This is a genomic window from Streptomyces sp. NPDC090499, from assembly GCF_044769305.1.
Taxonomy (GTDB): domain Bacteria; phylum Actinomycetota; class Actinomycetes; order Streptomycetales; family Streptomycetaceae; genus Streptomyces.
This window is the reverse complement of sequence record NZ_JBIVXP010000005.1, coordinates 545,914-566,955: the sequence shown is the minus strand read 5'-3', so window position 1 is coordinate 566,955 and position 21,042 is coordinate 545,914. Positions and strand designations below refer to the sequence as shown.

General features: G+C 69.8%; 18 protein-coding genes and 1 pseudogene. 12 read left to right on the top strand and 7 right to left on the bottom strand.

Annotated features, from left to right (window positions below; translation table 11 throughout):
* Positions 1-116: 116 nt before the first annotated feature.
* Positions 117-281: pseudogene (locus ACIQVL_RS21815) on the top strand (pirin family protein); the annotation flags it as partial.
* 9 nt (positions 282-290) lie between these two features.
* Here the strand turns inward: ACIQVL_RS21815 and ACIQVL_RS21810 are convergent.
* On the bottom strand, positions 291-629 hold the full coding sequence (locus ACIQVL_RS21810; RefSeq protein WP_403445571.1) for a hypothetical protein: 339 nt from the start codon (positions 627-629) through the stop codon (positions 291-293).
* A gap of 172 nt (positions 630-801) precedes the next feature.
* Between ACIQVL_RS21810 and ACIQVL_RS21805 the strand changes: the two genes are divergently transcribed.
* A complete protein-coding gene (locus ACIQVL_RS21805; protein ID WP_403445568.1) occupies positions 802-1,329 on the top strand; it encodes a hypothetical protein in 528 nt (175 codons plus the stop codon).
* On the opposite strand, the gene ACIQVL_RS21800 is transcribed toward ACIQVL_RS21805, so the two are convergent.
* Positions 1,312-1,887 carry a CGNR zinc finger domain-containing protein gene (locus ACIQVL_RS21800; protein ID WP_403476113.1) on the bottom strand — a complete coding sequence of 192 codons (576 nt, stop codon included), beginning with the start codon at positions 1,885-1,887 and terminating at the stop codon, positions 1,312-1,314. The genes ACIQVL_RS21805 and ACIQVL_RS21800 overlap by 18 nt on opposite strands.
* Before the next feature lie 657 nt (positions 1,888-2,544).
* Here ACIQVL_RS21800 and ACIQVL_RS21795 point away from each other — a divergent pair.
* Entirely contained in the window at positions 2,545-3,858 is a 1,314-nt protein-coding gene (locus tag ACIQVL_RS21795; RefSeq protein WP_403476112.1) for an MFS transporter, read from the top strand.
* 197 nt (positions 3,859-4,055) lie between these two features.
* On the opposite strand, the gene ACIQVL_RS21790 is transcribed toward ACIQVL_RS21795, so the two are convergent.
* Together ACIQVL_RS21790 and ACIQVL_RS21785 are read right to left on the bottom strand one after the other, a co-directional pair.
* Complete coding sequence (locus tag ACIQVL_RS21790) at positions 4,056-4,934, bottom strand: DUF1963 domain-containing protein (RefSeq protein ID WP_403443237.1); 879 nt, start codon at positions 4,932-4,934, stop codon at positions 4,056-4,058.
* Positions 4,935-5,077: 143 nt separating this feature from the next.
* Positions 5,078-6,124, bottom strand: a complete 1,047-nt coding sequence (locus ACIQVL_RS21785; RefSeq protein WP_403476111.1) for a LacI family DNA-binding transcriptional regulator — start codon at positions 6,122-6,124, stop codon at positions 5,078-5,080.
* 109 nt (positions 6,125-6,233) lie between these two features.
* Between ACIQVL_RS21785 and ACIQVL_RS21780 the strand changes: the two genes are divergently transcribed.
* From ACIQVL_RS21780 to ACIQVL_RS21760, 5 genes are all read left to right on the top strand, one after another.
* Entirely contained in the window at positions 6,234-7,412 is a 1,179-nt protein-coding gene (locus ACIQVL_RS21780) for a phytanoyl-CoA dioxygenase family protein (protein WP_403476110.1), read from the top strand.
* 16 nt (positions 7,413-7,428) lie between these two features.
* Positions 7,429-8,190, top strand: a complete 762-nt coding sequence (locus ACIQVL_RS21775; RefSeq protein ID WP_403443244.1) for an SDR family oxidoreductase — start codon at positions 7,429-7,431, stop codon at positions 8,188-8,190.
* 241 nt (positions 8,191-8,431) lie between these two features.
* Positions 8,432-9,196 carry an SDR family oxidoreductase gene (locus tag ACIQVL_RS21770; RefSeq protein WP_403443245.1) on the top strand — a complete coding sequence of 255 codons (765 nt, stop codon included), beginning with the start codon at positions 8,432-8,434 and terminating at the stop codon, positions 9,194-9,196.
* A 131-nt stretch (positions 9,197-9,327) separates the two neighbouring features.
* On the top strand, positions 9,328-10,116 hold the full coding sequence (locus ACIQVL_RS21765) for an SAM-dependent methyltransferase (protein ID WP_403443247.1): 789 nt from the start codon (positions 9,328-9,330) through the stop codon (positions 10,114-10,116).
* A gap of 57 nt (positions 10,117-10,173) precedes the next feature.
* Positions 10,174-11,730 (top strand): oxidoreductase, encoded by a 1,557-nt coding sequence (locus ACIQVL_RS21760; RefSeq protein ID WP_403443250.1) that lies wholly within the window; start codon positions 10,174-10,176, stop codon positions 11,728-11,730.
* 86 nt (positions 11,731-11,816) lie between these two features.
* On the opposite strand, the gene ACIQVL_RS21755 is transcribed toward ACIQVL_RS21760, so the two are convergent.
* Complete coding sequence (locus ACIQVL_RS21755) at positions 11,817-13,490, bottom strand: esterase-like activity of phytase family protein (RefSeq protein WP_403476109.1); 1,674 nt, start codon at positions 13,488-13,490, stop codon at positions 11,817-11,819.
* 157 nt (positions 13,491-13,647) lie between these two features.
* Here ACIQVL_RS21755 and ACIQVL_RS21750 point away from each other — a divergent pair, with 157 nt between their 5' ends.
* Positions 13,648-14,469, top strand: coding sequence for a lectin (locus ACIQVL_RS21750; protein ID WP_403476108.1), 822 nt, complete (start codon positions 13,648-13,650; stop codon positions 14,467-14,469).
* 67 nt (positions 14,470-14,536) lie between these two features.
* Positions 14,537-15,682 (top strand): glycoside hydrolase family 19 protein, encoded by a 1,146-nt coding sequence (locus ACIQVL_RS21745; RefSeq protein WP_403476107.1) that lies wholly within the window; start codon positions 14,537-14,539, stop codon positions 15,680-15,682.
* A 60-nt stretch (positions 15,683-15,742) separates the two neighbouring features.
* Here ACIQVL_RS21745 and ACIQVL_RS21740 read toward each other — a convergent pair whose 3' ends face one another.
* Positions 15,743-18,496 (bottom strand): lectin, encoded by a 2,754-nt coding sequence (locus ACIQVL_RS21740; protein ID WP_403443261.1) that lies wholly within the window; start codon positions 18,494-18,496, stop codon positions 15,743-15,745.
* Positions 18,497-18,845: 349 nt separating this feature from the next.
* Between ACIQVL_RS21740 and ACIQVL_RS21735 the strand changes: the two genes are divergently transcribed.
* Both ACIQVL_RS21735 and ACIQVL_RS21730 read left to right on the top strand, forming a co-directional pair.
* Positions 18,846-20,327, top strand: coding sequence for an FGGY-family carbohydrate kinase (locus ACIQVL_RS21735; protein ID WP_403443263.1), 1,482 nt, complete (start codon positions 18,846-18,848; stop codon positions 20,325-20,327).
* A 34-nt stretch (positions 20,328-20,361) separates the two neighbouring features.
* Positions 20,362-20,790 carry a VOC family protein gene (locus ACIQVL_RS21730; protein ID WP_403443265.1) on the top strand — a complete coding sequence of 143 codons (429 nt, stop codon included), beginning with the start codon at positions 20,362-20,364 and terminating at the stop codon, positions 20,788-20,790.
* Between the two features lie 4 nt (positions 20,791-20,794).
* On the opposite strand, the gene ACIQVL_RS21725 is transcribed toward ACIQVL_RS21730, so the two are convergent.
* The gene (locus ACIQVL_RS21725; protein WP_403476106.1) at positions 20,795-21,025 is read right to left on the bottom strand and encodes a hypothetical protein; all 231 of its coding nucleotides are present in this window, start codon (positions 21,023-21,025) and stop codon (positions 20,795-20,797) included.
* Positions 21,026-21,042 lie beyond the last annotated feature (17 nt).

The following is a 21,042-nucleotide window of genomic DNA, read 5'->3' as shown; positions in this document are numbered from 1 at the left end:
TGGGCAACGAACTCTGTGCCACGTCGAACCGACTCCCCACGACCGATGCTGACCTTTTGCTGACCAGCAGGGGTCTCGATCCCGCCTGACCAGCAGGAACAGCGATGGGGTTCGATATGTGGTGGAACTTCGTCGGACGCACCCAGGACGACATCAAGCAGGCTCGCGAGGAGTGGATGACCGGGACGGGATTCGGAGAGGTGAAGGGGTACGACGGGGCGCCTCTTCCCGCCCCCGAGCTGCCGCCGGTCCCTCTCAAGCCGCGGGGCCGAGTGCGCTGAGCAGGCGCTTCACGGCCTGACATACTCGGCACCGGCTTTCTCCGACCCTTCCGGCGAGTTCTTCCCGATCCTCGTCGGCATCGCGGCCCGTATCGCCGTCCAGGCGGCGATCCGCGCGGCGGCGAAGGCGCGTCCCAAGGGGTCGCAGTTGAAGCGGGCGGTGAAGAGGGTCGCACGGGAGGTACGGGACGAGGCCCGGGAATCGGCGAGCCGATCGAGAAGGTGAAGGCCGGTGACAGGGTCCTCGCCACCGACCCGGCAACGGGCCGCACCTCCGTCCGGACCGCCACGGCGACGATCGTCGGCAAGGGCACCAAGCACCTCGCCGGCATCACGCTGACGGTCCATGACGGCAGCTCGGCCGGGCCGACCACGGGAGACCTCGTACGCGGGAGCCGGAGTCCGGCGGTGGTGCACCGGCCGTTCAACCACCGCCGGAACAGGCAGCTTCTGCCCGGCTGTGACATGTGCCAGGCTGTGATGTCCCGGCTTCGTATCCCGACATGCACGCAGGGTAGGCATGGGGCGCGTTCTCAAGAGGGTCCCCCAGGTCCCCTGGGGTGTTCTCACGGACTCGCTGGGCCCGGCTCGGGACATCCCGCCACTCCTGTCCAGGGTGGCCTGGGGCGACGAGGCGACGGCGAGTGCGGCCATCGACGAACTCGGCGACCGTGTGTGTTCCCTCGGGTTCGTGGTGTCGGAGGCGACCGCGCACGTGGTTCCGTTCCTCGTGGAGCTGGCCGGCGACAGCACGGTCCACGGCCGGGCGGAGATCCTGGACCTCGTCTCCAGGATCCACGCGGCCAGGGAGTGGGAGTCCACGGCCCGGATCGCACCGGGCAAGTACGCGGACGGTTACCAGGAGAAGATCGCCTGGGAGGCCGCGAGCAGGGCTGCCGTCCTGGCAGGCACCGGGGTGTTCCAGTCCCTGCTGGACGATCCGGACACCGGGGTGGCCAAGGCTGCGCGAGCCCTGGTGGCGGCCATGCCGGTATCGCTGCCTGCCGGGTCGGCGCACGAGGTGTGGTGTTCAGTCGGCGGGGCTTGAGTTCTGGCGCTTGTTGGCGAGGAAACGCGCCTTCTTCTCGCGATTTCCGCAGGTGTTCATCTCGCACCATCTGCGCGTGGCGCCTCGGCTCGTGTCGAAGAACGCGGCGCGGCACGTCGGCGATGCGCACAGGGCCATCTTTCCTTCGCGTTCTCCGGAGATGATGCCGATCGCATCGGCGGCGATCACACTGAGCGCGTCTTCGACGGAGGCGGAACCCAGCCGCCACTTCTGGCCGCCCTCGGGCGACAAGATCACTGAAGCCAGGCCGCCGGTACTGCAGTCGTTGATGACCCGGACAGCCGCGGGGGGAGGAAGAGTCCGGCTGGCAACGGCGGTGGCGGCCGCGTGGATCGACTCACGCAGCTCTCTGGCGTGGCCGAGCTGAGCATCGCTGCAGGAGTCGACCAGGAGCCTGTTGACCGCCAACCAGTCCACGAGCCGGTGCGGGACAGGAATACGCTCCACCGGTTCACCGCAACGCTCCGTCAGAGTCGCGGTGAAGCTGGTTGCCAGAACCCTGCCGAGGCGGAACTCAGGGTAATGCTCGACGGACATGGAACCACCCTAGCCGGTTACCATGTGCGGGGCAAACACTGGAACCACCATCAGCGGCTCCACGTCGGCTCACAGGTCTCATGTCCCGCCTCCAGGGCCGTCGTTGGGCGCCAAGGGCGGCAACGCACCCCGGCGCGAGGCAATCGCCACCGGCATCGAGTTCCCGCGCACCGACTCCGGATACCTGTGCACGGCCGGCCCGAGCCCTACCAGGTTCGGTCCGTTGCCGAGGTGGCAGATCCGGACCGTCAGCACCAGCGTTACCGGTCCGTGCGTGACGCGCGGCGACGCCATCCGATCTCTTGCCACTGCGCCGCGTGCGGGTCGGCCGGCTCCACGGAACGACAAGGCTCCCGGCGGCGGGGCACGACCAAGGTCACCCGCGCTTACCAGGGGCTTCGCGCGCTCGTGGGGCCGCCGTCGATCGAGCCGACCCCGGCGCGATTCCCGGACGGGACCCGGGGAACGCGCCCGGAACCGGCTTGGCCGGTTGCCGCCAGAAACGCAGACTGGTAGAACCAACTCAGGCGGTTCCGCACCGACTCGGAGAGTTCATGGTGCCCTTCCTGCCCGCGTCGAGTGCCCGACCGGGGCTCATCGCAGTGATCCTGCTCCTCCTGCAATCGCCACAGAAAGCCAACTGAGACGAGGTATGCCATGGCCGGAACTGCCCTTGTTCCGGCGCGGTCCACCGCCGTGTCGAAGAAGATGCTTTTCCCTCTGCTCTTGGTCCCCATGTTCCTCGGCGGTGTGGACTCCACGCTGTTCAACTCCATCGCGTACGACCTGCCCGTACTGACCGGTTCGTGGCGCCTGTGGTTCATCGACGGATACACGATTGCCCTTGCCTCGAGTGTTGTTCTCGGATCGCGTCTGGGCGCACGGACGGGTCCTGGCGTGACGTTGGCGACCGGGCTTCTCGTGTTTGCGGTCGCGGCAGCCAGTCCTGCCCTGCTGGGTTCACCGGCGACATGGACAGCGACTCGGTTCGTACAGGGTTTTGGCTACGCGTTGATCGTTTCCAGCGTTGCCTCGGTCATCGGCGGGCTGCCCGAAACTGCGGAGCGCACACTGGGCTACTCCCTGTGGATCACCACGTACAGCATCGGAGCCGGTGCAGGACCGTTGATCGGCCGAGCGTTCGTCGACATGGGCGCGTACACCCTGCTGTTCTGGCTGCCGGCCGTAATCGCCCTGGCATGCGGAGCGCTCGCGACTCTGCTGTTGCGCGACATCAGTCTGGGGCGGGCCTCGTCGACCAAGGCCGACGTCTCTTCTTCGGTCCTGGCTTTTCTTGGCTTCGGGCTCCTCGTGGCCGGTCTGCAGAGTCATGGTGCGGCATTCGGCCGGGTCCTGGCGGCCGTCGGCGGTTGCGCCGTCCTGGCGGTCTTCTGCCTGCGGCAACTCCGCTCTCGGGATCCGCTCATCGATGTACGGATGCTCGGTTTCTCCCGGCTGGGCGCCTGTTCACTCGCACTGGTCGTCGGTTCCGCGTGCTACACGGGGTCGGTTTTCCTCTTCAGCGCGGAGGCCGATTCGCTGCTGTCCATCCTGCCGGTCTCGGTTCTGGCACTGTGGGTGTCGCTCGGTGGGTTCGCCTTCCACAAACTGCAGTCCCGGTTCACCCCGGTTCACATGCTGCAGGTCAGCTTGGCCACCTGCGCGCTCGGTCTCGCGACAGCCGCTTTTGTCGGCTTGTGGCCGGCCAGTCTCTTGATCGGTCTGGGCGTGGGCGTCTCCATGGCATCCGGAGACGCGTATCTGCTGGGGAGCGTCCCGCCCAAGGACGTTGCACGCGCTGCGGCTCTCCAGGAGACCAGCCTCGCGGTGGGAGCAGCTCTGGGCGTGGCCGGTTTCGGTGGCCTTTTCGCCGCCACCGGCTCGGTCGCGGGAACGGCCGTCACGACCACGGTCATCGTCGCCGTCGTCGTAGGGACGCTTCGCTGCAATCGCGGCGTTTTCATGGCCTGACGGCCTCGTGCAGCAGCGTGGCGTCGTGCGAGCCGTCGCCGGACTGCTCCCACACCAGCAGACCGCCACCCTCGACGACGCCCTGCGAACGTGAACGACGACAGCGCCGTACACCTCGACGTGCCGTGCCACGGCCGACCGTGCACGAGGGCGCCGGTCGTCGTCAGGCCTTCGCCTGCAGCGCACCGCCTGGCGCCTTACGAGCAGTCGAACCAGTGGGAGTAGGGCCGGTCGGGGCAGTGTTGGCAGGTGAAGAGGTAGATGCCGCCCATGTCGCCGAACGTCAGGCCCGGGGGGCTCTGGATCAATCGGCGGTCGTCGTAGGGGAGATCCCAGATGGTGCCGGTCTCGGGTGTGTCCTCCACGGGCAGCCAGGCTCGCCATGACTCCCCGTCGAACTCCGCGCTGTTGACCGTGAGCAGGTGGTCCATGGCCTGCCCGCACGCCGCGCAGTCGGGCCAGAAGGGCTCCTGCGTCCACGTCGGGTATCCGCCGACCTTGACGCCGTCGGCCACCGACAGGTGCTGCCAGTACGACCAGCCGGTCTCCTTCTCCACCCGGGCGAACCGCTCCTCGAGTGCTTCGGCGATCTCGTCCGGCAGATCCCAACTCGGATAGTCGACGACCCGTTCCGGATGCAGGACGCACGGGTCGGGCAGGTAGTCCTCCTCGGCGCCCTCCGGCCTGGGGTACTCGGTGAGTTCCCCCTCGCACGTGGAACTGTCGCGCCAGTACAGCTTCGGCTGGGGTATGTAGCCGTGCTCGAAGGGGCACCACAGAACCTGCAGGACGTCCGTGCCGGCCGGGAAGGGCAGTTCGGGAACGTCGGTGGCGAACAGCTGGAGCACGGGCACCAGGGGCATCGCCCCCGCTCCGGGACCGGACCCACCGTGGTCCTCGTCGCAGTGCGGCCAGTCCAGGGACCGCGGCCACAGGAGAGGACCGCCCAGCGAGCTTTCCCGGGGCCCGGGATCCCCCGCTCGCGGATGCAGCCGGACCGTGTCCTTGCGGTAGGCGGCGACCTCGGGGAACAACATTTCCACGTCGACGGGACGTGGCGGGGTGGTACGAGTCATCCCAGACTCCTGACAGACCGGCACGCCATCGGCTGCTGCCGCGGCGAACAACAACGTAACGGCTGGGTGTGACACTCCTGCGGCACGGCGGCCGGCCCGCCCGGAAGGCGGACGGCAGCAAGTCGGCGGCGGTCCCCCGGTGTTCAGTCCGCGGTCGCCGTGGACGGGGCTCCGGGTGGCATGTTGAACGGTGTGACCACCTGGATCGCCGACGGCAGGGCGGGGCCGTCGTACGGGAGTGCCTTGTGGGCGCGCATGATCGTCTGGCAGGCGCGGCGCATGTCCTGGCGCAGGTCGTGGTGGAGCACCGCGGACAGGCGGCGCTCGCGCAGCAGCCGGGTGTTGTCGCGGTCCAGGTCGTGGGCGATGAACACCGCGCAGGCGCGTCCGAGGGCCTCGAAGGCGTCCAGGGTGGCACGGTTCCCGCCGCCCACGGAGTACACGGCCACGATGTCCTCGTCGCGTCCGAGCGCGTCGAGGACGAGGTCGTACTGGGTGGTGTCCAGGCCGTCGCTGTCCGTGACCTCCACCAGGGTGCGCTGCGGATCGGTGCGGCGCATCGCGCTGCGGAAGCCCATCTCGCGCTCCTCCTCGCCCCGGAAGGAACCCCGGCTGATGGTCGTGAGCACATGGCCGGGACGATCTCCCAGCCACTGTTCGAGAAGATAGGCGGCCGTGGTGCCGGCCGCGCGGTTGTCGATGCCGACGTAGGCGAGGCGGGCGCTGTGCGGGAGGTCCGTCACCAGGGTGACGACGGGGATGCCTGCCGCGACCAGCCGTCCGACGGCGGCGGCGACTTCCGGTACGTCGGGTGCCTTGAGGATCACGCCCTGCGAACCCCGCTTGGCGATCTTGTCCAGGGTTGCGATCAGCTCGGCGGCCGGGCCGGTCTCACGGAAGTGGAAGCGCGACCGCACGACGGCGGGATGCAGCGAGGGCAGCTCTGCCTCCAGTGCCTCGCGCACCGCGGTGGAGAACCGCTCCGGCGCCTGCATCACGATGTCGATCATGAAGGTGCGGCCGCCGATGCGGACCTGCGCCTGCTGGCGGTCCAGGTCCTTGATGGCTTCCCGCACCTCCCTGACGGTGCTCTCCCGCACGTTGCCGCGCTCGTTGAGCACGCGGTCCACCGTGGCCGTGCTCAGGCCTGCCTGGCGGGCGATTTCCCTGATCGAGTAGGGGTGCCTCATGACGGATTCCAAGACCTTCTGATGCACTTTTGATGTATTGGCAAGCATTGAATGATGGCTTCGGGTTCTCAAGACTGGCAGAAACGCACGGACTGCGAAAGGACCACGGATGTCCACCTCAACCGCGGGAACGCGGACATGGCTGACCGAGGCCGACTGCGACCTCGACGCGTTCCGCTCCCTCGTGGACCAGCGCACGGACCCCGCCGACACCCCCTCGGCCGAGCGCGTGGAGCAGAACGTCCCGCTCTACGACAGCGACCGGCTCCGCGACCTCACGGCCACCCCGGAAGGCCGGCGCGAGGTGCAGGGCGAACTGGTCCGGGCGCTGCTCGACGGCCCCGGCATCGTGGTCCTCAAGGGGGCGTTCGCCGATGCGGACGTCGTCGACCGGGCCACCGGGGCCTTCACCGCGCTGATCGGGGAGGAGCGCGCGAGCGGTGCCGCCCGCGGCGACCACTTCGCGAAGCCGGGCGCGAACGACCGCGTCTGGAACGCCCTGGACAAGGTGGCCGTACGGGCACCCGAGGTGTTCGCCGACTACTACGCCAACGACATGATCGCGCTGATCGCCGAGGCCTGGCTGGGCCCCGCCTACCAGGTCACCTCACAGGTCAACGTCGTCAACCCGGGGGGCGCCGCACAGAACGTGCACCGCGACTACCACCTCGGCTTCCTCTCCCAGGAGCGGGCCGCCGCCTACCCGGCACACGTGCACCGCCTGTCCCCCGTCCTCACCCTCCAGGGCGCCGTCGCCCACTGCGACATGCCCGTCGAGTCCGGCCCCACGCTCTACCTCCCGCACTCCCAGAAGTACGAGCCCGGCTACCTCGCCTGGCGACTCCCCCGGTTCGTCGAGTACTTCGACGCCCACCATGTCCAACTCCCCCTGGAGAAGGGCGACGCCGCCTTCTTCAACCCCGCGCTCTTCCACGCCGCCGGGCACAACCGCTCGACCGGCATCCGCCGCATGGCGAACCTGCTGCAGATCTCCTCCGCCTTCGGGCGTGCCATGGAGACGGTGGACCGAGCAGCGATGGCACGCGCCCTCTTCCCGGTGCTGCTGCGCCGCAGGGCCGAGGGCGTCTCGGAGGACTGGCTGCGCCGCGTGGTCGCCGCCACCGCCGAGGGCTACCCCTTCCCCACCGACCTCGACCTCGACCCGCCGGTCGACGGTCTCGCCCCGCCCTCGCAGGCGGACACACTCTGGGAGGCCGTGACGGAAGGCTGGTCACCCGAACTGCTGCACAAGGAACTGCAGGCGGCCGCCAAGCGCCGCCGGAGCTGAAGGGAACACCGGATTCATGGGACTCCTCGAGGACAAGGTCGTCCTCGTCAACGGCGGTAGCCAGGGCGTCGGCGCGGGCATCGTGCGGGCGGCGGTACGGGAGGGCGCGAGCGTCGTCCTCACCGGTCGCCGGGCCGAGGCGGGCGAGAAGCTCGCCGCCGAGACCGGCGCCCGCTTCGTACGCGCGGACCTCGCGGACCCGGCGCAGGCACGCGGCAGCGTCGTACGCACCCTGGACGCGCACGGCCGGATCGACTGTCTGGTCAACGCCGCCGGGCTGACCTCGCGCGGCTCGCTCCTGGACACCACGCCGGAACTGTTCGACCAGCACATCGCCGTCAACCTGAAGGCGCCGTTCTTCGCCATGCAGGCGGCCGTCGCCGACATGGTCGCCCGTGAGGCGCCCGGCACCGTCGTCAACATCATCTCCAACTGCGCCCACGGCGGCCCGCCCTTCCTCGCGCCCTACTCCGCGGCCAAGGCCGGCCTCGCCGGGCTCACCCGCAACGCGGCCCACGCCCACCGCTGGGACCGCATCCGGATCAACGGCCTCAACATCGGCTGGACCGACACCGAGGGCGAGGACGCGGTCCAGCGTGCCTTCCACGGCGCGGGCGACGACTGGCGGGAGAAGGCCGCCGCCACCCAGCCGATGGGCAGGCTCGGGCAGGTCGACGAGATCGCCGACTTCGTCGTCTTCCTGCTCTCCGACCGCAGCGGGGTGGTGACCGGATCCGTCATCGACTGGGACCAGATCGTCTTCGGCGGCCAGGACTGAGCCGCCCCGTCGGGACAGAGGACCGTCGGGAACAGGACAGCCGGGGAACAGGACTGCCGGGGAACAGGGCCAAGGACTCACATGCGTTCAGGAATCATGGGGCCGGGCTGCGCCGCCCGGATCGCCGAGTTCTCGATCGTCGGACCCGCTGGATTGCGACATGCATGCCGGTTTTGCAACTTCTGCGACAAGTTATGATCATCACCCGGCACAGGTGATGCGCTCATGACGTGGGGGCCCGATGGGTACGCTGAACGGCCGAACGGCTCTGGTCACCGGTGCCGGGCGCGGGATCGGGCGGGCCATCGCCCGCCGTCTCGCGGCGGACGGCGCGCTCGTCGCCGTGCACTACGGCAGCGACGAGTCCTCGGCCCGTGAGACCGTCGCGCTGATCAACGATGCCGGCGGGCGCGCGTTCCCCGTGCGCGGTCCGCTCGACGCGCCGGACGGTGTCCGAGCCGTGTACGAGCGGTTCGACGCCGGGCTGCGCGCACTGGGCGAGCCGACCGCGCTGGACGTCCTGGTCAACAATGCGGGCTTCAACATCGGGGGCGGTGTCCGTGAGGTGACCCCGCAGGACTTCGACCGGCTCATGGCCGTGCACGCCAGGGCCCCGCTCTTTCTCGTACAGGAGGGACTTCCGCTGCTGCGCGAGGGCGGCCGTATCGTCAACATCAGTTCGGCGGCCACCCGTGTCGCCCTCCCGTCCGCCCTCGCCTACTCCATGGCCAAGGCGGCCCTGGAGGCCCTCACCCACACGCTCGCCAAGGAGCTGGGGGACAGGCAGATCACGGTGAACTGTGTGGCACCGGGCTTCGTCAGGACGGACATGAACCGAAGGCGCTGGGCAACGCCCGAGGCCGAGGCCCAGCATGCCGCGCTCTCCGCGTTCGGCAGGATGGGGGAACCCGCCGACATCGCGGACATCGTGGCCTTCCTCGCCTCCACGGACTCCCGCTGGGTGACGGGGCAGTGCATCGACGCGTCCGGCGGCTCGGCGCTGTGACCGGTGCGCCGAACCGCAACTCTGCGCGAAGGCTGGGCCAATGGCACAATCACAACGCCCTACCGCCTCACCCGCGGCACGCAGCGACCTCGGTGAGCCGGTCAGTGATCTAGTGCGCGCTGGAGTCATGCATGACCGCGTTACCTTCCCGCGAAGGCCGTATCGACACGAGCAGGCCCCACCCGGCACGCGTCTACGACTGGCTGCTGGGCGGCAAGGACAACTATCCGGTCGATGAGGAGGTGGCGTCGAAGCTGCCGCCGGAAGCGCGTCTCAACGCCATGCGCAACAGGGCGTTCATGCACCGCGCGGCGGCCTGGCTGGCCGGCAACGGCATCGATCAGTTCCTCGACATCGGTACGGGGATCCCGACCGAGCCGAACCTGCACCAGATCGTGCAGGGCACCGTGCCGTCGGCACGGGTCGCCTACGCCGACAACGACCCCATCGTGCTGCGGCACGCGGAGGCTCTGCTCACCAGCAGTCCCGAGGGGAGCACCGACTACATCGAGGCCGACGTACGCGAGCCGGACGTCATCCTCGACCACGCCCGTACGTTCCTGGACTTCACCCGGCCCGTCGCGCTCTCGATGATCGCGCTGATGCACTTCATCACCGACGACGAGAACCCCTACGGGCTTACGCGGACGCTGCTCGACGCGCTGCCCTCGGGCAGCTACTTCATGTTCTCCCACGGCACCACCGACGAGCACCCGCACCTCGCCAAGTCGGTGACCACGACCTACCGCAAGGGCGAGATCCCCCTGCGCATGCGCACCCGGGAGGAGATCGAGCCGTTCTTCGAAGGCCTGGAACTGGTGGCTCCCGGTCTGGTCACAGCGACCCACTGGTACCAGGTTGCACCGGCTCCCGCCCAGGAGCTGAGCGGCTTCTACGTCGGCGTCGCCCGCGTACCGTGAGAACGCCCCCGCCCGGAGGGCGGGGCGGGAACGCGGGAGGATCACTACTCTGCACGAGTGTTCTCATACGACGAATTGACCTCGCCGGAACGCGAGTTGTGGAACGCGTTTCCCGAGGGGCGGGCCGTGAGTCTGCGCGCGGATGCGGCCGGGGACGATCGCGTCGTCGAGGGTGGCCGGTGGGGGCCGGAGCGGACGATCCGGGCCTCCGTGATCGCGGCGCTGATGCTGGGCGCGCGCAGCGGGCAGCCCGGTGCCGTGCCGTGTCTGCGGCTGGCCGGAGCCCGCGTCACCGGACCGCTCGATCTGGCCGGTGCGCAGCTCGCGTACGCCCTCTGGCTGGAGGAGTGCTGGTTCGAGGAGGCGGTGAACCTGCTCGGGGCGGCGACCCAGACGCTCGCGTTCAAGGGCTGCCGGGTGCCCGGCATCGAGGCCGGGGCGGCCCGTATCGAGGGGAACCTCGACCTGGGGCGCTCGATCGTCGAGAGCGGCGCCCCCGCGCACTTCCACCACCGCGTCACCGCCCTGTCCCTCACCAACGCCCGGGTGTCCGGTGGGGTGATCCTCAACAAGGCGGAGCTGAACGCGCCCGGCGGGTGGGCCCTGGCCGGCGGCGGCCTGGTGATGGAAGGGGGCCTCTTCTGCCGGCCGGGGTTCGTCGCACGGGGTGAAGTACGGCTGCCGGGTGCGCAGTTGCCCGGCGGGCTTTACATGAACGGCGCGCGGCTGGAGGAGCCGAGCCCGCGTGGCCTGGCGCTCAATCTGGAGAACTGCGTGACCTCGACGGTCGTCCTGTCCGGCGGGTTCGTCGCGAACGGCACCGTGGAGCTGCGGGGTGCCCGGATCTCGGCCGGTCTGAGCTTCGCGGGGGCCGTGCTGAACGGGCCGCCCGACGGCAACGGGCCGTCCCTGTCGGCCTCGTTGATGCAGGCCGTCGACTTCGACTTCGTCCTCGCCCAGCCGCCGTCGGGCGCCGTGGACCTGCGGGGTGCGCAGGTGTCGTACCTGCGCGACAGCGAGCGCAGCTGGCCGGACGTGGTGGAGCTGGACGGCTTCGGGTACGGCGCCATCAGGGGCGACGAGGCGGGCGGGCGTCCGGGAGCGGTGGGGCAGCGGAACTCAGTGGCCCGCCGGGTGGCGTGGATACGGCGCAGCCCCGGCTACAACCCGCAGCCCTACGAGCAGTTGGCGAGCTGGTACCGGAAGGCCGGGCACGACGACGAGGCCCGCCGGGTGCTCCTCGCCCGGCAGCGCCACCGGCGTCGGACCCTGCCGTTGGCCGCACGGGCGTGGGGGCACCTGCTCGACGTGACCGTCGGCTACGGCTACCGCCCCTGGCTGGCCGGTGTCTGGCTGCTCGCGCTGACCCTGCTGGGCACCCTGTCCTTCGGCGGCCACTCCCCCAAGCCGGTCCAGCAAGGCCAGGGCGCCCCGTTCCAGCCGCTGGTCTACACCCTCGACCTGCTGATCCCCATCGGCGGCCTGGGCCAGCGCGCCGCCTGGTACTGGCCGGACGAAGGCCTCCAGTGGCTGGCCTACCTGCTCATCGCCTTCGGCTGGATACTGACGACCGCCGTCATCGCCGGGGTCAGCCGCGCCCTGCAGAAGAACTAGCGGGCGGCAGCCCGGTGCGGGTGCCGTCGGCGGACGAGCGGGCCCGTCCGCCGGATGGACGGGCCCGGGTCGGCGCGCCGGGCGAGTCAGTTCACGCGGACGGTGACCGTGACGGTCTTGAGCACGGCCGGCAACTTGGTGGTGTCGACCTTCAGGATCTCGCCGTTGTCGGTCTGGCCCGTGGCCGGCAGCACCTTCTGGTGGACGGTCCACTTCCCGTCGGGGTCGACGGCGATGGTGTCGATGCCGAAGTCGTCGTCGTTGGACAGGTACAGCGTCTTGCCGGCGTCCATGGTGGCGACGCCCTCGACCTTGTCGTGCCCGAAGAACTTCCCGGTGGGGTCGAGCTGGCTCACCAGCGTCCCGACGTTGACGTACGGCTGCTTCTGCGCGACCTGGACGCCGGCACCGGTGAGCGCGGTGAGCGCGGCGTTGGTGCCGACCTTGCCGACGAACGCCTCGGGCGACTTGCCGCCGATGGTCAGCCCGCTGACGTCGGTGGCGCCGTTGATGTCGACCTCGTAGAGGGACTTCTGCGCGAACGGCTCGAAGTTGCCGTCGCGTTCGTCGATGACGAACTTCGTGTCGGACAGCGCCGTGATCTCGCTGTTGGCGTCACCCGTGGTGGCCGGGTCGTCCAGCAGGTACAGGTACTGCTTGGTCTTGAACGTGCGCAGGTCCACGGTGACGATGCGGGTGGGCGCGAGGTTGGACGCCTTGGTGCTGCCGAGATCCGGCTGCTGCAGCGCGGCCTGCATGACGCCCACCAGGGTCGAGCCGTCCGGCGTGACCGTCAGGCCCTCCATGCCCTTGTTCTTCAGGCGGTTGGCCAGCTCGGCCGGCAGGTAGCCGAGGATCTTGTGGTACTGGTTGTCCTGGCTGTCCTTGTACGGGGTCAGCCGGCCCAGTTCGTAGCCGTTCGCGTCGAAGTGCGTGAGGTACGGACCGTACTCGTCCGAGACCCAGAACGTGCCGTCGGGCAGCGCCACCAGGCCCTCGGAGTCGTAGCCGTAGGGGTCCCGTTGGACGGGCGTGGGCGTGCCGCCGTTGGCGTTCGTCGCGGCGACGTCGTCGATGACCTCGCTCGTGTCGTGCGGCGGACGGCCGCTGTACGGCATGCCTCCGAGGCTCTTCGGACCCTTGAGGGTGATCTTCTCGACCAGCTCGGCCCTGCCCTTGTCGAGCTTGAACTCACCGATCTGCGGGGTGAAGTCGGTGAGCATCTCGGACTTGTTGCCGTCCGGGGCGTCGGCGTTGGGGCCGCGGTCGGTGAGGCCGTAGAAGCGGCCCGACTTGCCCGGCACCGGGGCGAGCGCGGAGCCGTAGCCCTCGCCGGAGATCCGGGTGGTGGTTCCGCCGGGTCCTGCGACGGTCGCGAGCGAGGGCAGCGGGTCGCCGTTGCGCTGCGTGTCCTTGAACAGCTGCACGGCATCGGTCGCCGTGTACGTGAAGGTGTCCGTGCCCTTGAAGCCGGAGTCCGGCGTGTACGTGAACGTGCCGTCCGCGTCGACCGTAGCCGTGCCGTGGGACGGGGCGGTGTGCCGCACGACCGCGGTCGCACCGTAGTCGTTGCGCAGAACGTCGCCCGTCACCTTGCCGTGGCCGGAGAACGAGTCGGCGGCGGCGTCGAAGTCGTGCGTCGGGGCCGACAGCCAGCCCTGGGCCTGGGCCACGACGGTGCCCGTGCCCGCCACGGCGACGGTGACAAGGATCGCTATGCCGATCCGGGTGCGCTTGCGCAAGCGAGGTCTTGAGGTCATGCCCATGAACTTGTAGGTCGGTGATGAACCCTGAGTCGCCATCAGGTGAACCAACGGTTCAAAGTGGCCTGTTTTCGGCCTTCGGGTCGCAGCACACCAACACATCTGTCATGTTCACATCTTGACGGTCTTGGTATAGACCTTTTACTTTCCCGCCATGGCTGCTCGCACTTCCCTCCGCACCGCCGCGTTACGCGGCACTCCCGTCATAGCCCTGCTGGCCCTGTCGCTCGGCCCGTTGACCGCAACGCCGGCTGCCGCGGCGACCGGCCAGATCACCGGCCTGGCCGGCAAGTGCCTCGACGTCGCCGGCGCCGGCACGGCCGACGGCACCCCGGTACAGCTCTACGACTGCAACGGCACCGGCGCCCAGCAGTGGACCACCGGCGCCGACAACACCCTGCGCGCCCTCGGCAAATGCCTCGACGTCACCGGCAACTCCACCGCCGACGGCGCCAATGTCCAGCTGTGGTCCTGCACCGGCGGCGCCAACCAGCAATGGACCGTCACCGCCGCCCACGACATCGTCAACCCGGCGGCGAACAAGTGCCTCGACGTCACCGACCGCTCCTCCGCGAACGGTGCCCGGATCCAGATCTGGACCTGCACCGGGGCCGACAACCAGAAGTGGACCGCCCCCGCGCAGCAGCAGACCGGCGAACAGTGCTGGGCCACGCACTACGGCCCCCAGCCGCCCGGCGCCCTGACCGCGAGCGGCGAGGTGTTCGACAACAACGCCGACACGGCCGCCACCTCCCTCACCCGCCAGCCCCAACTGCCCTTCGGCACCCGCGTCCAGGTCACCAACGTCGCCAACGGACGCTCCCTGACGGTCCGGATCAACGACCGCGGCACGTTCGCCCAGACCCCGCAGGAACCCAAGTGCCTCGACCTGACCGACGGCGCGTTCAGCCGGCTCGGCGGTGTCCTCGACCCGGACGCCGGACACATCGTCGTGACCCAGCAGGTCCTCGGCTGAGACGTCTGCCCCGGCAGACCGGTCACCCGCTCCCACCCCCCTCATTCCACGTCAGGAGCAGCTCTCCATGCGCCCAACTCCCGTCATCTCCCGCCTCCGCGGGCGCAACGCCCTCGGCCGGCTGACGCTTGCCGTCGTCCTCGCCGCCGTCCTGTCCGCCCTCTTCACCGTCGCCCCGGCCCAGGCGGCGACCGGCCAGATCACCGGACTGGCCGGCAAGTGCGTCGACGTGGCCGGCGCGAGCAGCGCCAACGGCACCCCGGTACAGCTCTACGACTGCAACGGCACCGGCGCCCAGAGCTGGTCGAACGGCGGCGACGGCACCCTGCGCGCCCTCGGCAAGTGCCTGGACGTGGTCGACCGCGGCACCGCCGACGGGGCCGCCGTCCAGCTCTGGGACTGTTCCGGCGGAGCGAACCAGCAGTGGGTCGTCACCGCCGCCCACGACATCGTCAACCCGACGGCGAACAAGTGCCTCGACGTGACGGGCAACAACAGCGCCAACGGCACCCGGCTCCAGATCTGGACCTGCACCGGCGGCGCGAACCAGAAGTGGAACGCCCCGGCCGCCGACGGCGGAGGCGGCAACCCGTCCGGGTTCGTGGTCAGCGAGGCGCAGTTCAACCAGATGTTCCCGAACCGGAACGGCTTCTACACCTACCAGGGCCTGACCGCCGCGCTCAGTGCCTACCCCGGCTTCGCCACCACCGGCAGTGACACCACCAAGAAGCAGGAGGCGGCCGCCTTCCTCGCCAACGTCAGCCACGAGACCGGCGGACTGGTGTACGTCGTCGAGCAGAACACCGCCAACTACCCGACGTACTGCGACTGGAGCCAGCCCTACGGCTGCCCGGCAGGACAGGCCGCCTACTACGGCCGTGGCCCCATCCAGCTCAGCTGGAACTTCAACTACAAGGCGGCCGGGGACGCGCTCGGCATCGACCTGCTCGACAACCCCTGGCTGGTGCAGAACGACTCGGCCGTGGCCTGGAAGACCGGCCTGTGGTACTGGAACACCCAGAGCGGCCCCGGCACGATGACCCCGCACAACGCCATGGTCAACGGTGCCGGCTTCGGGCAGACCATCCGCTCCATCAACGGCTCCCTGGAATGCGACGGCCGCAACCCGGCCCAGGTCCAGAGCCGGGTCGACGCCTACCAGCGCTTCACCTCGATCCTCGGTGTCGCCCCCGGCGCCAACCTGTACTGCTGATCACCTCCGCGGTGCATGGAGCCGGCCGGGCGTTCGACTGCCCGGCCGGCTCCGTGCTGCTCAGCCCGGCAGTTTCCAGTTCTGGGCGGCGGTGCCGTTGCAGGTGTACAGCTGGAGCTGGGCGCCGTTCGTCGTCGCGGAGTTGGGGTCGTCCAGGCACAGCTTCGACTCGGGGTTGACCAGCGACCCGTTGCTGCCGGCGGTCCACTGCTGGGCGCCGGTGCCGTTGCAGGTCCACAGCTGGATCAGCGTGCCGTTGGTGGTCCCGCTGTGGTCGGCGTCCAGGCACTTGCCGAGGGCCCGGACCGTTCCGTCGCCCGCGACGATCCAGTCCTGGGCGTACGTGCTGTCGCAGCCCCAGATCTGGACGTGGGTGCCGTCGGACGTGCCGGAGGACGCGACGTCCGCGCACAGGTTGGAGGCCACCGACGAGGTGAGCGGACCGATCCGCGGCGAGGCGGGCGCGGTGGTGTCCCCCGCGTACGAGGGCGGCGCCGCGGAGGCCGCCGTCGCCCAGGAGGTGTTGGCGCTGGTGCCCAGCGTGAAGTCCAGCGTGCCGCCGGCCGTGATCGCCGTGGTGGGGGCGTAGGCGTTGTTCCACGCCGTGCCGTTCCACGCCGCGGACTGGACGTAGGGGGCGTTGTCGGCGGCGCCGTTGCCGTTGATCGTCAGCGACCTGCCCGAGGGCAGGGTGACCACGGCCTGGGTGAACAGCGGTGAGCCGAGGGCGAGGTCGGAGGTGCCGGGGGTCTCAGGGAACATGCCGAGCGCCGACCACACGTACCAGGCGCTCATCGCGCCGAGGTCGTCGTTGCCGTCGGCGAGGCCGCCCGGGGTGTTCGACCAGATCTGGTCCTGGACGGCCCGCACCGTGCCCTGCGTCGTGTAGGGCTGCCCGGTGTAGTCGTACTCCCAGGGGAGTTCGATGCTCGGCTCGTTGCCGACCCAGGCGTAGCCGTTGGCGCCGGTGTAGCTGCGCAGCACGGTGTCCAGGTAGTGGTTCATCGCGGTGTTGCCGCCCTTGGCGCGGGCCAGGCCGCCGATGTTGAAGGGCACCATCCCGGTGTAGATCCACGAGTCGGCCTCGACCATGTCGGTGCCGCTGGTGGGGTCGAAGCCGCCGGTCCACGCGCCGCTCGCGTTGCGGGGTTCCACGAAGCCGGAGGCGGGGTTGAGCACGTTGCGCCAGTCCTGCGCGCGGTTGGCGTACGTCTTCTGGTTCGCGGTGTCGCCGAGCGCTCCGGCCAGCGCGGAGATCGCGAAGTCGGCCGTGTCGTACTCCAGGGTGGTGGCCACCGGGCCGTAGAAGTTGCAGCAGCCGTAGCTGCCGTCGTGCGGCATGTATCCCGGCGAGTTCAGGTAACCGAGTCCGGGCCGGTCGTTGTTGGTCGTGCTCGCCTGCTTCACCATGTCCGCCAGAGCGGTCGTGGTGTCGAAGTTCCGGGCGCCGAAGGCGTAGTAGTCGGCGAGGATGGCGTCCGCCGGGTCACCGACCATGACGTAGGACTCGCCGTTGTTCTCCGACCACTTGGGGAAGATCCCGGTCTGCGCGTAGTCGTCGACCATGGACTGCGCGGTGTCCGAGGCGACCTGGGGAGCCACCAGGGCTTCGAGCTGGGCCTGCGAGCGGTAGATGTCCCACCCGGAGTAGTTCGCGTACACCGCGCCGTGACCGGCGTCCACGGTGTGCGTCTTCCCGTCGAAGCCGTAGTACTGGCCGTTGCTGTCGCTGATCACGTTCGGGTGCAGCAGTGAGTGGTAGAGCGCGGTGTAGAAGGTCTGCTGCTGCGCGGCCGTGCCGCCGGCGATCTGCACCTTGCCGAGCGTGCTGTTCCACGCGTTCTGCGCGGCGGTACGGGTCGCGTCGAAGTCCCAGCCGGTGTTCTCCGCGGCCCGGTTGGCGACGGCGTTCGCGACCGACACGTAGGAGATGCCGACCTTGGCCTGGACGACCGGGTTGCTCGTGGTGTTGAAGGTGACGTAGCCGTTCGAGGCCGCGGCGGCAGGGGCGGCACTGCCCGGTGTGGTCTTCGCGGACTTCGGGACCGCGGTGCCGGGGTTCCTGCCGTGCAGGACCGGCCGGTTGGGCTTCTCCGCGGCGTTCTTCGACGCCCTGGCGGTGGCCGCAGGAGTGGTGGCCGACGCCTTGGCGAGCGAGCTGCCCTGCGAGGCGAACGGCTGGTCGAAGACCATGTCGAAGTACACGGTGTACGTGTTCCCCGCGCCGCAGAAGTGCCCGCTGGTGACCTGTCCGCTGACCTCCGTGTTCGACACCTTGGTGAACTGGGTGGAACTGGCCCCGTTCTGACTGCCCGTCAACTTGAAGACCAGGTTGGCCTGACTGGTCGAGGGGAAGGTGAAGCGGGCCATGCCGCTGCGGGTCGTGGTGGTCAGCTCGGTGGTCACCTGGTTGTTGAGCGCGACCTTGTACGACCCCGCGGACGCCGACTCGTTGGCGTGCGAGAACGCGTCCGTGGCACCGGTGTTCACGGCTCCCACCGTGGGCAGCACCGGTATGTCACCGGCCGCGCCGCAGCCGGGACCGGCGATGTGGGTCAGGCTGAAGCCGGTGATCGACGAGTCGTTGTACTCGTAGCCGCCGCCGTCGGGACGCGACGGGGTGTCCGGGCTCCACTGCACCATGCCGAACGGGACGTCGGCGCCCGGGAAGTCGTCGGCCTGGTTCGAGGTGCCGATGAACGGATTGACGAGAGTGGCCGGTGAGGTGACGAGCGCGGCCTTCCCGGCGGCCCACGCCGGCGTGCACAGCCCGGCCGCGGCGAGCGCCGCGGCCGCGAGGAGACCGATCGCCATGGTTCCGGGAGGTCTCGACAGTCGTGTGATCACGGGGTTTGCTCCTCCACTCGGGAGTTGAGGGTCCGACAACGTTGTCTCCACGGATGACAACGTTGTCCATCCAGGAGAGACGAGGTGCCTGGGACACGAACGCTTCGATGGACCCCTGGGCTGCGGGCGCCCCAGGAGCAGAGCGGGAACTCCTCGTGAAGCTAGCCACAAGGCAGGGGCATGTCAACGACTGCCACAGGCCGGTCCGCGGTACGCATCTGACGACATCTCAGGCGGCGGTCCGCCTGAACCGCGACCGTCCGCCGGACCGGGCGGCAGACTACGGTGGCGCATCCGGCGCCAAGGGAGGCAGCGCATGATCGACGTCGTCCTCGGAGTGGACGTGGGCACTTCCAGCACGAAGGGCGTGGTGGTGGACACCGCCGGCCGCATCCTGGGCGAGGCCGTACGCGGTCACGTGGTCGACCGTCCCCGGCCGGGGCACGTCGAGATGGACGCACAGGTGTGGTGGGACGAGTTCGTCTCGCTCGCGGCCGAACTGCTGGACCGCGACGACGTCGCCGTCCGGGCCGTCGGGGTCAGCGGCATGGGCCCGTGCACCCTTCTGGTCGACGACGCGGGAGAGCCGGTGCGTCCGGCGGTGCTGTACGGCGTGGACACCCGCGCGGAGGAGCAGATCAGCCGGCTGAACGGGGAGTTGGGAGCGGACACGGTCTTCCGCAGGTGCGGTTCGGCGCTGTCCTCCCAGGCCGTCGGGCCGAAACTCGCCTGGATCCGCGAGCGGGAGCCCGAGGTGTGGGCACGCGCCCGCCGCCTGCTCATGCCCGCGTCGTGGCTGGCGCACCGGCTGACCGGCGCCTACGTGCTGGACCTGCACTCCGCCAGCCAGTGCACCCCGCTGTTCGACATCCACGGGCAGCGCTGGATCCCCGAGTGGGCCGAGCACATCGCCCCCGGCCTCGAACTCCCGCCGCTGCGCTGGCCGGGCGAGGAGGCCGGCCGGGTGGCCACGCCCGTCGCGGGCATCCCGGCGGGGACGCCGGTGATCGTGGGGACGATCGACGCCTGGAGCGAGGCCGTCAGCGTGGGCGGGCACGGCGTCGGCGACCTGATGCTGATGTACGGCACCACGATGTTCCTGGTGAACACGGTCGACCGGCTGGTGACCAGCCCGTCGATGTGGTCCACGGTCGGTGCCCTGCCCGGCACCCGCTGCCTGGCCGGCGGCATGGCCACCTCGGGAGCCGTCACCGACTGGCTGGGGCACCTCTTCGGCGACGTCGGCCCCTCGGTGCTGTTCGGCGAGGCGGCCGCCTCGCCCCCGGGAGCGAACGGCCTGGTGATGCTGCCGTACTTCGCCGGGGAGCGCACCCCCCTCATGGACCCCGAGGCCCGGGGCGTGATCGCGGGGCTGACGCTGGGTCACACCCGGGGCGACCTGATGCGGGCGGCGCTGGAGGCCACCGCCTACGGGGTCCGGCACAACGTCGGGACGATGCTGGCGGCCGGCGCCGGCATCCGGCGGATCGTCGCGGTCGGCGGCGGTACCCGGGGCGGGCTGTGGCCCCGGATCGTGAGCGACGTCACCGGTCTGGAACAGATCGTCGCCCGGACCACCATCGGCGCCTGCTACGGTGCCGCCTTCCTCGCCGCCGGGCTGATCGGCCGGCCGGACATCACGGCCTGGAACCCGCCGGAATCGGTGGTCCGGCCCGATCCCGCCACCGCGGAGGTCTACGACCGCCGGTTCGCCCAGTACCGGGACCTGTACGAGAGCACCACCGCGGTCACCCACGCCCTGGCCCACGACCAGCTGACGGGCCGTCGAACGGGCTGACCGGCGCGCGGACTCCGCCTGCTATGGTGCGCCGATGCCAGCGATCAAGCAGTTCCAGGTCACCTTCGACTGCGCGGAACCCGAGCGTCTCGCGCGCTTCTGGTGCGAGGTGCTCGGGTACGTCGTACCGCCGCCACCGGCGGGGTACGCCACCTGGGACGAGTTCAAGGACGCGCAGCCGCCCGAGCAGCGGGATGCGTGGTTCGCCTGCGTGGATCCCTCCGGAGTCGGCCCGCGCCTGTACTTCCAGCGCGTGCCCGAGGGGAAGGCCGTCAAGAACCGGGTGCATCTCGATGTGCGGGTCGGCACCGGCCTCGTGGGCGAGGAGCGCCTCGCCGCGCTGGAGGCCGAGTGCGCGCGGCTGGTCCCGCTCGGCGCGGTGCACGTGCGGACGCTGTACGACGGCAACGACGCGTGCATCCCGATGCTGGACATCGAGGGCAACGAGTTCTGCATCGACTGAGCGCTCAGGCGCGTGCCGCCCGCTCACGTGCGGCTCGGACGAGGTTCCTCTCCTCCTGTGTCAGCAGCCGGAACAGCTTCTCGTTCTTCAGCCGGTCGTTCATGAGGGCATGGGATCCGCCCAGGCTCAGCGAGTAGGCCCACATGCTCCGCCCCTGCCGTTCCCCCTGCCATTCCGTGGCCCAGGTGACCAGATGGCGGATTTTCCGGTCCGCCGTGAACTTCGAGTTCGGCATGGGCGCTGTCCGTCTCC

Excerpts from the sequence above, each read along its gene's own strand:
- ACIQVL_RS21735 (WP_403443263.1), top strand. The coding sequence starts at position 18,846 with ATGATCGACGTCGTCCTCGGAGTGGACGTGGGCACTTCCAGCACGAAG.
- ACIQVL_RS21750 (WP_403476108.1), top strand. The coding sequence starts at position 13,648 with ATGGCTGCTCGCACTTCCCTCCGCACCGCCGCGTTACGCGGCACTCCC.
- ACIQVL_RS21765 (WP_403443247.1), top strand. The coding sequence starts at position 9,328 with ATGACCGCGTTACCTTCCCGCGAAGGCCGTATCGACACGAGCAGGCCC.
- ACIQVL_RS21775 (WP_403443244.1), top strand. The coding sequence starts at position 7,429 with ATGGGACTCCTCGAGGACAAGGTCGTCCTCGTCAACGGCGGTAGCCAG.
- ACIQVL_RS21730 (WP_403443265.1), top strand. The coding sequence starts at position 20,362 with ATGCCAGCGATCAAGCAGTTCCAGGTCACCTTCGACTGCGCGGAACCC.
- ACIQVL_RS21780 (WP_403476110.1), top strand. The coding sequence starts at position 6,234 with ATGTCCACCTCAACCGCGGGAACGCGGACATGGCTGACCGAGGCCGAC.
- ACIQVL_RS21795 (WP_403476112.1), top strand. The coding sequence starts at position 2,545 with ATGGCCGGAACTGCCCTTGTTCCGGCGCGGTCCACCGCCGTGTCGAAG.
- ACIQVL_RS21810 (WP_403445571.1), bottom strand. The coding sequence starts at position 629 with ATGGACCGTCAGCGTGATGCCGGCGAGGTGCTTGGTGCCCTTGCCGAC.
- ACIQVL_RS21790 (WP_403443237.1), bottom strand. The coding sequence starts at position 4,934 with ATGACTCGTACCACCCCGCCACGTCCCGTCGACGTGGAAATGTTGTTC.
- ACIQVL_RS21740 (WP_403443261.1), bottom strand. The coding sequence starts at position 18,496 with ATGGCGATCGGTCTCCTCGCGGCCGCGGCGCTCGCCGCGGCCGGGCTG.
- ACIQVL_RS21785 (WP_403476111.1), bottom strand. The coding sequence starts at position 6,124 with ATGAGGCACCCCTACTCGATCAGGGAAATCGCCCGCCAGGCAGGCCTG.
- ACIQVL_RS21770 (WP_403443245.1), top strand. The coding sequence starts at position 8,432 with ATGGGTACGCTGAACGGCCGAACGGCTCTGGTCACCGGTGCCGGGCGC.
- ACIQVL_RS21800 (WP_403476113.1), bottom strand. The coding sequence starts at position 1,887 with ATGTCCGTCGAGCATTACCCTGAGTTCCGCCTCGGCAGGGTTCTGGCA.
- ACIQVL_RS21745 (WP_403476107.1), top strand. The coding sequence starts at position 14,537 with ATGCGCCCAACTCCCGTCATCTCCCGCCTCCGCGGGCGCAACGCCCTC.
- ACIQVL_RS21805 (WP_403445568.1), top strand. The coding sequence starts at position 802 with ATGGGGCGCGTTCTCAAGAGGGTCCCCCAGGTCCCCTGGGGTGTTCTC.
- ACIQVL_RS21725 (WP_403476106.1), bottom strand. The coding sequence starts at position 21,025 with ATGCCGAACTCGAAGTTCACGGCGGACCGGAAAATCCGCCATCTGGTC.
- ACIQVL_RS21755 (WP_403476109.1), bottom strand. The coding sequence starts at position 13,490 with ATGACCTCAAGACCTCGCTTGCGCAAGCGCACCCGGATCGGCATAGCG.